This window comes from Streptomyces sp. NPDC001851 (assembly GCF_040297165.1).
Lineage (GTDB): Bacteria > Actinomycetota > Actinomycetes > Streptomycetales > Streptomycetaceae > Streptomyces.
Window position 1 is genome coordinate 77919 of record NZ_JBEOYR010000035.1, and the last position, 11904, is coordinate 89822.

Annotated in this window: 9 protein-coding genes and 4 pseudogenes; 5 read left to right on the forward strand and 8 right to left on the reverse strand. The window is 68.5% G+C overall.

The features are described from left to right. The first annotated feature begins 96 nt into the window (after positions 1–96). Complete coding sequence (locus ABT171_RS36580) at positions 97–486, forward strand: VOC family protein (RefSeq protein WP_351250726.1); 390 nt, start codon at positions 97–99, stop codon at positions 484–486. Between the two features lie 199 nt (positions 487–685). On the opposite strand, the pseudogene ABT171_RS36585 reads toward ABT171_RS36580, so the two are convergent. The 6 genes and pseudogenes from ABT171_RS36585 to kdpF all read right to left on the reverse strand — a co-directional run. Beyond that, positions 686–1472, reverse strand: a pseudogene (locus ABT171_RS36585) (histidine kinase); the annotation flags it as partial. Between the two features lie 42 nt (positions 1473–1514). Then, the gene (locus ABT171_RS36590; RefSeq protein WP_351250727.1) at positions 1515–2198 is read right to left on the reverse strand and encodes a response regulator; all 684 of its coding nucleotides are present in this window, start codon (positions 2196–2198) and stop codon (positions 1515–1517) included. 133 nt (positions 2199–2331) lie between these two features. After that, entirely contained in the window at positions 2332–3000 is a 669-nt protein-coding gene (locus ABT171_RS36595; protein ID WP_351250728.1) for a potassium-transporting ATPase subunit C, read from the reverse strand. 24 nt (positions 3001–3024) lie between these two features. After that, positions 3025–5124, reverse strand: coding sequence for a potassium-transporting ATPase subunit KdpB (gene kdpB, locus ABT171_RS36600; protein WP_503078110.1), 2100 nt, complete (start codon positions 5122–5124; stop codon positions 3025–3027). Between the two features lie 41 nt (positions 5125–5165). Next, positions 5166–6827 (reverse strand): potassium-transporting ATPase subunit KdpA, encoded by a 1662-nt coding sequence (gene kdpA, locus ABT171_RS36605; protein WP_351250730.1) that lies wholly within the window; start codon positions 6825–6827, stop codon positions 5166–5168. A gap of 8 nt (positions 6828–6835) precedes the next feature. Then, positions 6836–6925, reverse strand: coding sequence for a K(+)-transporting ATPase subunit F (gene kdpF / locus ABT171_RS36610; RefSeq protein WP_046702884.1), 90 nt, complete (start codon positions 6923–6925; stop codon positions 6836–6838). A gap of 371 nt (positions 6926–7296) precedes the next feature. Between kdpF and ABT171_RS36615 the strand changes: the two are divergent. Next, positions 7297–7859, forward strand: a pseudogene (locus tag ABT171_RS36615) (Clp protease/crotonase-like domain-containing protein). A 388-nt stretch (positions 7860–8247) separates the two neighbouring features. On the opposite strand, the gene ABT171_RS36620 reads toward ABT171_RS36615, so the two are convergent. Beyond that, positions 8248–8865 carry a TetR/AcrR family transcriptional regulator gene (locus ABT171_RS36620; protein WP_351250731.1) on the reverse strand — a complete coding sequence of 206 codons (618 nt, stop codon included), beginning with the start codon at positions 8863–8865 and terminating at the stop codon, positions 8248–8250. Positions 8866–8991: 126 nt separating this feature from the next. Between ABT171_RS36620 and ABT171_RS36625 the strand changes: the two genes are divergently transcribed. Further along, a complete protein-coding gene (locus ABT171_RS36625) occupies positions 8992–9984 on the forward strand; it encodes a substrate-binding domain-containing protein (RefSeq protein WP_351250732.1) in 993 nt (330 codons plus the stop codon). Between the two features lie 80 nt (positions 9985–10064). Further along, positions 10065–10244: pseudogene (locus tag ABT171_RS42035) on the forward strand (hypothetical protein); the annotation flags it as partial. Positions 10245–10273: 29 nt separating this feature from the next. On the opposite strand, the pseudogene ABT171_RS42040 reads toward ABT171_RS42035, so the two are convergent. Beyond that, a pseudogene (locus ABT171_RS42040) lies at positions 10274–10801 on the reverse strand (YbfB/YjiJ family MFS transporter); the annotation flags it as partial. A 26-nt stretch (positions 10802–10827) separates the two neighbouring features. Between ABT171_RS42040 and ABT171_RS36635 the strand changes: the two are divergent. Further along, positions 10828–11682, forward strand: coding sequence for a LysR family transcriptional regulator (locus ABT171_RS36635; protein WP_351250733.1), 855 nt, complete (start codon positions 10828–10830; stop codon positions 11680–11682). Positions 11683–11904: the final 222 nt, after the last annotated feature.

An 11904-nucleotide genomic window follows, 5' to 3' on the forward strand; every position in this document is an offset into this window, starting at 1 on the left:
TAGCATCTTTACGTTGACACTCCTTGACGCCTCACCCTAAAGTTACTCTCGTCGCAAATTTCTACCGGTAGAACGTCAGCCGAAGGGGACCACCTCGTGCAGTTCACCGCCTCCACCGTCTCGCTGACCGTGGAAGACGTCGCCGCCTCCCAGGCGTTCTTCACCAGACACCTCGGCTACACCGTCCAGCAGGCTGCTGACGGTTTCGCATCCCTGAAGCGGCCCGACGCGGTCGATGTCGTCCTGCTCGCCCGCGGCGTCCAGGTACTGCCGCCCGAGCAGCGCGACCGGCATGCCGACGGCCTGATCCTGGCCTTCACTCTCGACGAGGGCCTGGAAGAGCAGGAAAGGCGACTGCGTGACGCCGGAATAGAGATCACCATGCCCCTGCGTCAGGAGCCCTGGGGCGAACGCCTGTTCCAGGTTGCCGATCCCAACGGCGTGATCATCCAATTCGTCCAATGGTCCACTCCCGAGCACGGCTGACGCGTCGTGGCCGCTGCCCCCTCAGCGACAGGGAGTTCGATCCCAGAGGCGATCATCACGGCACCTTCCTGGAAGCCCTGTCGTGTGCCCGTCTTGGTGAGCCCCACCGGCGGAGGGCGACAGCCGCGCGGGTTGTGGTGAAGCCCCGTTCCGGGGCCCGGCATGTACGACCGCCTCACCTGTCCGACGACAGTTGGCCGGCCGAGAACTCCACGACCGAGGCCACGGACACGGCGACTCCGACGAAGATCGCGATGGCGACGATGTTCTTCGGGTCGGCGATCGTGAGGGCGGGCCGGCTCGGCCTGAGGTGCACATCGAGGTCCGGACCGGACTCCACGGCCACCGTGGCGCCGACCCGGGCCCGAAGACGTACTGCCAGCTGTGGCGGCGGGAGACGCCCAGCACGATCTGGGTGGCGTTGACGCCGCGGGCGAAGTCGAGCAGGGCGGCCGCTATGTCGTCGCCGATCACGTGGTGGATCGTTCCGCCCAGGTCCTCCACGAGGGTGCGCTGGACGGCCGGCCCCTTCGGTGAGGCCGACCGCCGGTCAGCCCGACCACGATCCGCTCACGGGAGCCCCAGATCCGGGAGACCCGGTGTTCGCTGCGGTACTCGTTCAGGTCCTCGTCGACCCGGTCGGCCACCCACAGCAGTGCCAGCTCGCGCAGGGCGGTCAGGTTGCCGGGCCGGAAGTAGTTGGACAGGGCCGCGTCGACCTTGTTTGGTTTGTAGACGTTCCCGTGCGCCATACGGCGGCGAAGGGCCTCGGGGGACATGTCGACCAGCTCTATCTGGTCGGCCCGTCGTACGACCTCGTCGGGGACGGTCTCGCGCTGCCGCACCCCGGTGATCGACTCGACCACGTCGCCCAGCGACTCCAGGTGCTGGATGTTGACGGTGGAGACGACGTCGATGCCGGCGGCGAGCAGTTCCTCCACGTCCTGCCACCGCTTGGCGTTGCGCCAGCCGGGGACGTTCGAGTGGGTGCCGCGCCGAGGTGGATGCGGAGCTTGCCGCGTGCCATGTCAGCCTTCGAAGCGATAGCCCATGCCGGGCTCGGTGATCAGATAGCGGGGGTGGGAGGGGTCCGTCTCCAGCTTCCTGCGCAACTGCGCCATGTACACCCGCAGGTAGTTGGACTTGTTGCTCTGCGAGACGCCCCACACCTCCTGGAGCAGCTGCCTCTGTGTGATCAGCCGGCCGGGATGGGTCACCAGTATCTCCAGCAGATGCCACTCGGTCGGGGTCAGCCGTACGTCCCGCCCGTCCCGTACCGCCTTCTTGGCCAGCAGGTCCAGGGTGAAGTGCTCCGTCTCGACCAGCGCCGCCGAGGGGACCAGCGGTGTGTCCTCGGTACGGCGGACAGCGGCCCGCAAGCGGGCCAGCAGCTCGTCCATGCTGAACGGCTTGGTGACGTAGTCGTCTGCGCCGGCGTCGAGTGCGGCCACCTTCTCGTCGGACGCCTGGCGGGCGGACAGGACCAGGATCGGCACGCGGCTCCAGCCCCGCAGGCCCTTGATGATGTCGACACCGTCCACGTCGGGCAGGCCGAGGTCCAGCAGCACCACATCGGGCTGACGGGCGGCGGCGAGCCGGAGCGCCGTGGCGCCGTCGGGGGCGGCGTCCACGCCGTAGTGCCGTGCCTGCAGGTTGATGACGAGGGCCCGTACGAGCTGCGGGTCGTCCTCCACCACGAGCACCCGGGTCATGGGTGTGTGCCTTTCCTCTCATACGTCGGGCCGAAGGGCGCCGGACGCGAGGCAACCGACGTCATGATCGCGGGAGTTGGCGCAACCGGGATGCCTCCCGGCCGCCAACTCCCGCGTGTATCGCGTAATCCCATCAGTGCTTCGCCACAAGGTCCTTGAGCGCGATGTTGAGCTCCAGGACGTTCACCCGGGGCTCGCCCATGAAGCCCAGGGTGCGGCCCTCGGTGTGGTCCTTGACCAGCTTCTCCACCTGTGCGAGCGGCAGGTTGTTCTCCGCGGCTACGCGGTGGACCTGGAGTTCGGCGTAGGCCGGGGAGATGTCCGGGTCCAGGCCGGAGCCGGAGGAGGTCACCGCGTCCGCGGGTACCTCCGACGGCTTGACCGCGTAGCCGGGAACGGAGTTGTCCTTGACGACGGCGGCCTTGGCGTCCTGCACCTGCTTGATCAGCACCTTGCTGTCGGCGGACAGGTTGGTGGCACCGGACAGGATCAGCTTGTACTGCGTGTTGACGCTGTTGGTGCCGAGGCCGTTCGCCGGGCGGCCCTGGAACCACCTCAGGTCCGCGTCCGGCGTCTGCCGGCCCTTCTTCAGCGGCAGGTTGTACGACTGCCCGATCAGGGACGAGCCGACGACCTTGCCGTCCGCCTCGATCTCGGAGCCGTTCGCCTTGTCGGAGAACAGCCCCTGGGCGATGCCGGTCACGACCAGCGGGTAGATGACGCCCGTCACCAGGGTCAGCACGAGGAGGGCCCTGAGGCCCGCACCGAGCAACCGGGCGGTGTTCGTTACGGAGTTGTTCATGGCGATCAGCACGCCTTTCAAAAATTACAGCCCGGGGATGAGGGAGATGAGCAGGTCGATGATCTTGATGCCGATGAAGGGGGCGATCAGGCCGCCGATGCCGTAGATCCCGAGGTTGCGGCGCAGCATCTTGTCGGCGCTCATCGGCCGGTAGCGCACGCCCTTCAGGGACAGCGGCACCAGCGCGATGATGATCAGGGCGTTGAAGACGACCGCGGACAGGATCGCGGAGTTGGGCGAGGACAGGTGCATGATGTTCAGCTTGTCCAGGCCCGGGTAGACCGCCGCGAACAGCGCCGGGATGATCGCGAAGTACTTCGCGACGTCGTTGGCGATGGAGAACGTCGTCAACGCACCCCGGGTGATGAGCAGTTGCTTGCCGATCTCGACGATCTCGATGAGCTTGGTCGGGTTGGAGTCGAGGTCGACCATGTTGCCGGCCTCCTTGGCGGCCGACGTACCCGTGTTCATCGCCACACCGACGTCCGCCTGGGCGAGGGCCGGGGCGTCGTTGGTGCCGTCACCGGTCATCGCGACCAGCTTGCCGCCGGCCTGCTCGCGCTTGATGAGGGCCATCTTGTCCTCGGGGGTGGCCTCGGCGAGGAAGTCGTCGACGCCCGCCTCCTCGGCGATCGCCTTGGCGGTCAGCGGGTTGTCACCCGTGATCATGACCGTCTTGATGCCCATGCGGCGCAGCTCCTCGAACCGCTCCCGCATGCCCTCCTTGACGACGTCCTTGAGGTGGATGACACCCAGGACCCGGGCGCCCTTGTCGTCGTGGACGGCGACCAGCAACGGCGTGCCGCCGGCCTCGGAGATGCGGTTGGCCATGCCGTCCGCGTCCTCGGCGACCGTGCCGCCCTGCTCCTCGACCCAGGCGATGACCGAGGCGGTGGCGCCCTTGCGGATCTTCCAGCCGTCGACGTCCACACCCGACATGCGGGTCTGGGCGGTGAACTCGATCCACTCGGCGCCGGCCAACTCGCCCTGGTGCCGCTCGCGCAGCCCGTACTTCTCCTTGGCCAGGACGACGATCGAGCGGCCCTCGGGCGTCTCGTCTGCCAGCGAGGACAGCTGGGCCGCGTCGGCGACCTCCGCCTCGGTGGTGCCCTTCACGGGCACGAACTCGGCGGCCTGCCGGTTGCCGAGGGTGATCGTGCCGGTCTTGTCCAGCAGCAGCGTGGAGACGTCACCGGCGGCCTCGACCGCACGCCCGGACATGGCCAGCACATTGCGCTGCACCAGACGGTCCATGCCCGCGATGCCGATCGCGGACAGCAGGGCGCCGATCGTGGTCGGGATCAGGCAGACCAGCAGCGCCACCAGCACGACCATCGTCAAGTGCGTACCCGCGTAGTCGGCGAACGGCGGCAGGGTGGCCACCGCCAGCAGGAAGACGACGGTCAGCGAGGCGAGCAGGATGTTCAGGGCGATCTCGTTGGGCGTCTTCTGGCGTGCGGCGCCCTCGACCAGGTTGATCATCCGGTCGATGAAGGTCTCACCGGGCTTCGTCGTGATCTTGATGACGATCCGGTCGGACAACACCTTCGTACCGCCCGTGACGGCCGAGCGGTCACCGCCGGACTCCCGGATGACCGGGGCGGACTCACCCGTGATCGCCGACTCGTCCACCGAGGCGACACCCTCGACGACGTCACCGTCACCCGGGATGACGTCACCGGCCTCGCAGACCACCAGGTCACCGATGGTCAACGCGGTACCGGGAACCTGCTCCTCCGAGCCGTCCTTCAGCAGCCGCCGGGCCACCGTGTCGGTCTTGGCCTTGCGCAGGGTGTCGGCCTGCGCCTTGCCCCGGCCCTCGGCAACGGCCTCCGCCAGGTTGGCGAAGATCACCGTCAGCCACAGCCAGACACTGATCGTCCAGCCGAACCAGTCACTCGCGTGCTGGAAGGAGAACACCGTGGTCAGGACCGAGCCGATCCACACCACGAACATCACGGGCGACTTGACCATCACCCGCGGGTCCAGCTTGCGGAACGCGTCCGGCAGCGACTTGACCAGCGCCTTGGGGTCGAACAGGCCCGCTCCGACACGGCCCTCGGCAGGCTTGTGCCCGGTGGGGACGTCGCTGTGCGGCGCCCGGGTGGGAGTGGCTGTGGACATGGAGTCCTCTGACTTCTCTGTCTTCTCTGTACGGGTGGTCATCACGCCAGCCCTTCGGCGAGCGGGCCCAGCGCGAGGGCCGGGAAGTACGTGAGACCGGTGATGATCAGGATCGCGCCCACCAGCAGACCGGTGAACAGCGGCTTCTCGGTACGCAGGGTGCCCGCGGTCACCGGCACCGGCGTCTGCTCGGCGAGCGAGCCCGCCAGCGCCAGCACGAACACCATCGGCAGGAAGCGGCCCAGCAGCATCGCGAGTCCGGTCATGGTGTTGAACCAGTCGGTGTTCGCGTTCAGACCGGCGAAGGCGGAGCCGTTGTTGTTCGACGCCGACGTGAAGGCGTACAGCACCTCGGAGAACCCGTGCGCGCCGGAGTTCAGCATCGAGTGCGGAGGCGTCGGCAGGGCCATGGAAGCCGCCGTGAACACCAGCACCAGAGCGGGGGTGATCAGGATGTAGCAGGCGGCGAGCTTCATCTCACGGCCGCCGATCTTCTTGCCCAGGTACTCGGGCGTACGGCCGACCATCAGACCGGCGATGAACACCGCGATCACGGCCATGATCAGCATGCCGTAGAGACCGGAGCCGGTGCCGCCGGGCGCGATCTCGCCCAGCATCATGCCGAGCATGGCGATACCGCCGCCCAGTCCGCTGAAGGAGGAGTGGAAGGAGTCCACCGCACCGGTCGAGGTGAGCGTGGTCGAGGTCGCGAAGATCGACGAGGAGCCGACGCCGAAGCGCGTCTCCTTGCCCTCCATCGCGCCGCCCGCCGCCTGGAGCGCGGCGCCGTGGTGGGCGAACTCGGTCCACATCATCAGGACGGTGAAGCCCAGCCAGATGGTGACCATCGTGGCGAGGATCGCGTACCCCTGCTTCACGTTGCCGACCATCACGCCGAAGGTGCGGGTCAGCGAGAACGGGATCACCAGGATCAGGAAGATCTCCAGGAGGTTGGTGAACGGGGTCGGGTTCTCGAAGGGGTGGGCGGAGTTGGCGTTGAAGATGCCGCCGCCGTTCGTGCCCAGCTCCTTGACGGCCTCCGTCGAGGCGACCGCACCGCCGTTCCACTGCTGCGAGCCACCCATGAACTGACCGACCTCGTGGATGCCGGAGAAGTTCTGGATCGCGCCACATGCCACGAGGATGATCGCCGCGATTGCGGCGCCCGGCACCAGGATGCGCAGCGTGCCGCGCACCAAGTCCGACCAGAAGTTGCCCAGTTCACCGGTACGCGAGCGCGCGAAACCGCGCACGAGCGCCACGGCGACGGCGATTCCGACGGCGGCGGAGACGAAGTTCTGCACGGCCAGACCGGCGGTCTGCACGACGTGACCCATGGTCTGCTCGCCGTAGTACGACTGCCAGTTGGTGTTGGTCACGAACGAGACAGCCGTGTTGAACGACTGCCCCGGGTTCACCGAGGAGAAGCCCATCGAACCGGGCAGCACGCCCTGGAGCCGCTGGAGCAGGTAGAGGAAGAGGACACCGGCGGCCGAGAAGGCGAGTACACCGCGCAGGTAGGCGGGCCAGGTCATCTCGGCGTCGGGGTCGGCACCGATGGCCCGGTAGATCCACTTCTCCACCCGCAGGTGCTTCTTCGAGGAGTAGACCTTGGCCATGTAGGTGCCAAGCGGGATGTAGGCGAGCGCCAGTGCGCCTATGAGGGCGAGCAGCTGGAGGACGCCTGCGACTTCCGGACTCATGTCTGCGCTCAGAACCTCTCCGGGAAGAGCAGGGCGAGGACGAGATAGCCCAGCAGGGCGACGGCCACGACCAGGCCGACGACGTTCTCGACGGTCACAGCTTCGTCACCCCCCGGGCGACGAGAGCCACCAGCGCGAAGCCCGCGAGCACGGTGACGACGAAGGCCAGATCGGCCATCGTGAACTCCTGAAGAGGTTCGGGGGTGGAACAGGACTGTTAGAGGAAACCGCCCCCCTGGCCGGATCTGGACACTCGTTGACGGCCCTCTTACGGCCTCGCCCACGGCATTGACGGGACTCTTACGGCCGCCGATCCCTACCGACCAGCAACAGAGCGTCTCTCCTCAGAGCAGCCGGAAGCGGAGCCGGCAGATCACCGCGTCCGTCTCCCGCGGCACGGCGTGCGCGACGAGCGATCCTTCGGCACCCGCCGCATCGCCGGCAGCCGAAACCCCTCCAAGGAGCCCTCCTGCCCACGCTCGACCACCACGACGCCGTCTTCGCTCTCGACCTCGGCGACGGGGAGAACCGCTTCCACCCCGACTGGATCCCTCGGTCCGCACAGCCCTCGACGAGGTGGAGGAGTCCGAAGGCCCCCGCGCCCTGGTGACCGCCGCGACCGGGAAGTTCTACTCCAACGGTCTCGACCTCGAATGGCTCGCCGCGCACAACGACGACGTTCTCCCTGACCCACGGCTTCCTCCTCATGCGCGACGACCGGGGCTTCCGGTGCCTGCCCGAGGCAGACACCAACATCCCCTTCACTCCCGGCATGTCCGCCCTCATCCAGTCCCGGCTGACCCCGCAGACGGCCCACCACGCCATGGTCTCCGCCCGCCGTTCGGGCGGCCAGGAAGCCGCCGCCGCCGGATCGTCGGCCAGGCCCTGGACGAGGGCGCCCTGCGCACCGCCGCCCTCGCACTCGCCCAGGCCCACGCGAGCACGGCCGGCGACACCCTCGGAATCATCAAGACGCGCATGTACGCCCACGTCCTCACCACGCTCCGCGACACGACCCACCCGCTGGGCTGACGCCATGCCGAGGCGGTCGCCGACCCGGGCGGGGCACGAAAACCGCACCCCCACCTCCCGGTCGGTGATCACCACCATGCGCATGCGCCGCGGCAAGACAGCCAACTCCGTGGCACCCCGAGTTCCGTCAGCGAGGGGCTGGCCCCCGCTCGTGAGGCTGACCGCACCGGTATGCGCAACCCGCGCGCCGACCCGCAGTTCCGCACGGGGGTCTCACCGCCGTCCGCTACTACGCGACCGCGCTGGTCACAGCCATCAACGAGTGGCTATGACCAGCACTCCCGTACTTCGCAGTGAGCCACCGCGACGCGGGCGGCGCGGAGATCGATGCGCCAGCGTCCGTCCGCCGTGATGCCGGTGTCGCACCGCCTGGCGCGGTCATAGCCCATCACAGGATCAGCCCGCCGTGCAGGTCGTCTGCGAGGCCGGCCGTGTCCGTGAGCCCGAAGGCCACGCGCTGGAGCAGGAATCCGTGCAGGAGCCCCATCACCACGCGGGCTGCGCGGTCCGGGTCCATGGCGGCGGGCGCCGTGCCCGCGGCCCGGCCGCGGCGCAGAGCGTCGGCGACAGTGGCGCGGACCCTTTCGAAGCCCTCCGCGGCCGGGCCGCGTACCTCGTCGTTGCGCAGCACCTCCGCCCACGTCTGCACGACGCAGCGCAGCAGTTCCTCCACGGCGACCTCGTGCCCCGCCGCGCCCTGCACCGTCTCGCCGCTGATGGTGCCGAGCGCGGCGGCCACCAGTTCCGCGACGGACGGGGCGTCCGCGCTCTCGGCCAGCCGCTCAACCGGTTCGAAGATCAGCCGGAACGCGTCGCCCGCGATAGCGAGGATGATCTCCTCCTTGCTGGTGAAGTAGCGGTAAGGGGCGCCGGCCGAGACGCCTGCCTCCGCGGCGATGTCCGGCATCGAGGTCTGGTGGAACCCGTCGCGGGCGAAGCAGCGACGGGCCGCGGCGACGATCTCGGCGCGCTTCGCCTCGCGGCGCTCGGCTGTGATGCGCGGCATGGTCGCCTCCTTCATCGTGAATGAACATTCATCTTGACAGCTCCACCGTTCCGGGAAGACCCTAAAAGTGAACGGTCATTTACGGAAGCGGGCCACTCCATGGACTCCCGGAGAGGAGATCCACTGATGAGCAAAGAGCTGAGCATCGGCGTCTACACCTACGAGCACACCGAGGCACTGTTCGACGGCCGGGTCACGGTCGAGGGGGTGGACGCGACGTTCGAGACGGCACCGCTCGTGTCGGACATCTTCCGCCGCGCCGTCGAGGGACACTACGACCTCGCCGAGTTCGGTCTCACCTACTTCCTGCGCACCTTCGACCTCGACGACACGCCGTTCCTGGCGCTGCCGATCCTGCCGAACCGCAACTTCCGCCACTCGGCGATCTACGTGAACACCGCCGGCGGGATCGTGAAGCCGCAGGACCTGGCCGGCAGGACCGTCGGCGAGTTCGCTCTCTACGGCCACGACGCCGGGATCTGGCCGAAGGGCATCCTGGCCGACGAGTACGGCGTGACCCCCGACCAGTGCCGCTGGGTGATCGGCGGCACCAACCACCCCATCCCCGCCTTCGACTGGGTCCCGCAGCCCGTCCCGGACGGCGTCGACGTGCGCCGCGCGGAGGACGGCCAGACCCTGGGCGCCATGCTCGAATCCGGCGAGATCGACGCACTGATCTCCGTCGACGTACCGCAGGCCGTGCTGGACGGCTCCCCGAAGGTCGCCCGCCTGTTCCCCGACCACGAGGCCGTGGAGCGCGACTACTACCGCCGCACCGGGATCTTCCCCCCGATGCACATCATCGCGATCCGCAGGGAACTGGCACACCGGCCGGGCCTCGCACGGGCCGTGTACGACGCCTTCACGCAAGCCAAGGCACTCGCCGAGCGCAAGTACCTCGACGACGCCACCAAGCAGCACATGAGCCTCATCACGCCGTGGTTCAGCACGCTGTTCGAGCAGAACCGTCGGCTGCTCGGCGACGGCTGGTGGCCCTACGGCGTCGCCGCGAACCGCAAGGCCATCGACACCTTCTTGCGCTACCACCACGAGCAGGGCCTGTCGAAGCGAATGCTGACGTGCGAGGACATCTTCGTGCCGGAACTCCTCGACACCTGAGTCGAGCGGCAACGGCGTTTCGGGCTCATCGATCCGAGAACGCGAGACTGGCCGTCGTCACGGCCACCTGCCGATTGGCTATGACCGGCACTTTCGCAACAGGCCCTGCGCGGTGCCCCGATGGCGGTGGGCTGACGGCCGAGGAACGGGCTCGGCGTGAGCAAGTCCGGCTCGCAGCCGCCGACCTGATCGAGGCCGGAGCCGGCGACCGGGAGGTGGCCCGACGGTTCAGGGTGACCAGGAGGTCGGCAGGCGCCTGGTGGTAGCCGTGGGTCAGCAGTGGGGCTGCGAGCAGCGGACCGAGGATCTGGCCGACGCTGTATCCAGCAGCCAACAAGGCTATGGCCCGCGGCACTTGGAGGTGCGCGCCGATCGACAGGGCGATCGTGCTGACGCCCATGAAGGTGGCGTCGAACAGCACGGCGGACACGAGCGCGGGCGTGGCACCGCCGAGCAGCGCCGGCAGGGCGATGCCGACGGCCTGGATGGTCAGCGAGGTGAGCAGCAGGGCGGGCCTGGACCAACGGCGGGCCAGCCCGGTCCCCAGCGCGCACGGAGGAAGGGCGGCGAGGCCGACCACGATCCAGGCCCCTGAGCCGAGCCGGCCCTTGACGCCCTGTACAGGCCGTGTCCGAGGCGGACGCGAGGACCGAACGGCCCCGCACTCAGCGCTGGTTCCTCGTGCTGCTCGGAGCGGGGCTGGCGACTGCACGGTCCTGGGTACCTTCTTGACGGCGTTCTGTGGCCGTCTGTGACGCCGGGCAGCGCGTGTACGCCTTGAAGTGCCGGTTAGGCTGCCGCTATGCACGGCAGGCATGGATGCCGGGAAGGGGTGCCAGAAGTATGGACGTCGAACTGCGGCACCTGCGGGCCTTCGCGTCCGTGGCCCGCCATCGCTCGTTCTCCCGTGCCGCGGAGGAATTGCTGATCACGCAGCCGGCACTGAGCCGTACCATCGCGCAACTGGAGGGCAGGCTGAGCGTCCGCCTGCTCGACCGGTCCTCACGGCATGTCGAACTGACCGACACCGGCGCGGAGTTCCTCGTGCACGTCGAACGGGTTCTCGCGACACTCGATCAGGCACTCGCCGCCGTGAGCCACCGTGTCACCCTGCGGCTCGGCTTCAGTTGGCTGCTCCCCGACCCCTGGGCCCAGCGGACGGTCAGCCGCTTCGAGAAGACCACAGGAGCGACGGTCGCCCTGACCCGGACCGACGACCCCCTCCAGGCGCTGCGCCGGCGCACGCTCGACGTCGCAGTGATACGCGGCGATTTCGACGCACCACGAGAAGCGCGCACGGTGCACCTGTTCGACGAGCCGCGCATCGCCGTATGCTCCGAACACTCCGATCTGACCCGTTTCGACCACCTGGACTGGAAGGACGTCCAGCACTGGACCCTGGTCGTCAACACGGTCAGCGGCACGACCGGCCCCTGGTCATGGCCGGCGGGCGAGCGCCCGACCCAGATCATCGAAACGGCCAACTACGACGAATGGCTGGAGACGGTGGCCGCCAACCGCGGCATCGGCATCGTCCCCGAGGTCGCTCAGCGCCGTACCCAGCACCCCGCCGTGCGCTTCGTCCCCCTGACCAACGCACCGCCGAGTCCGGTGCGCCTCGTCCACTTCCCCGACGCTCAGCGGACGCTGATCCGCCAGTTCCTGGACGCCGCCGCACCGGCTGCCGTCCCGGACTGATCGCACGGGCCGCTGCGAGCAGGATCCATGTGCCGTGATCGACCCACCCTTCGCCGGGTGGTCGTGTCTCCGCCTTTCTTGTCAGGGCCTGCGGCTACGGAAGCATGCGCGGACGCGCGCTGTCGGTCTCCCCCCGTTATGTTTTCCGCGGTCCTGTAAGAGGACCGCTGGCCTCCGGGCCCGGCATGACTGTTCCCCCCTGTCGAACGGATGACCCGGGGG

Bases quoted from the DNA above. Each gene is read 5' to 3' on its own strand.
- kdpB (WP_503078110.1), bottom strand. From the start codon at position 5,124: ATGTCCACAGCCACTCCCACCCGGGCGCCGCACAGCGACGTCCCCACC.
- ABT171_RS36620 (WP_351250731.1), bottom strand. From the start codon at position 8,865: ATGCCGCGCATCACAGCCGAGCGCCGCGAGGCGAAGCGCGCCGAGATC.
- ABT171_RS36595 (WP_351250728.1), bottom strand. From the start codon at position 3,000: ATGAACAACTCCGTAACGAACACCGCCCGGTTGCTCGGTGCGGGCCTC.
- kdpA (WP_351250730.1), bottom strand. From the start codon at position 6,827: ATGAGTCCGGAAGTCGCAGGCGTCCTCCAGCTGCTCGCCCTCATAGGC.
- ABT171_RS36635 (WP_351250733.1), top strand. From the start codon at position 10,828: ATGGACGTCGAACTGCGGCACCTGCGGGCCTTCGCGTCCGTGGCCCGC.
- ABT171_RS36590 (WP_351250727.1), bottom strand. From the start codon at position 2,198: ATGACCCGGGTGCTCGTGGTGGAGGACGACCCGCAGCTCGTACGGGCC.
- ABT171_RS36625 (WP_351250732.1), top strand. From the start codon at position 8,992: ATGAGCAAAGAGCTGAGCATCGGCGTCTACACCTACGAGCACACCGAG.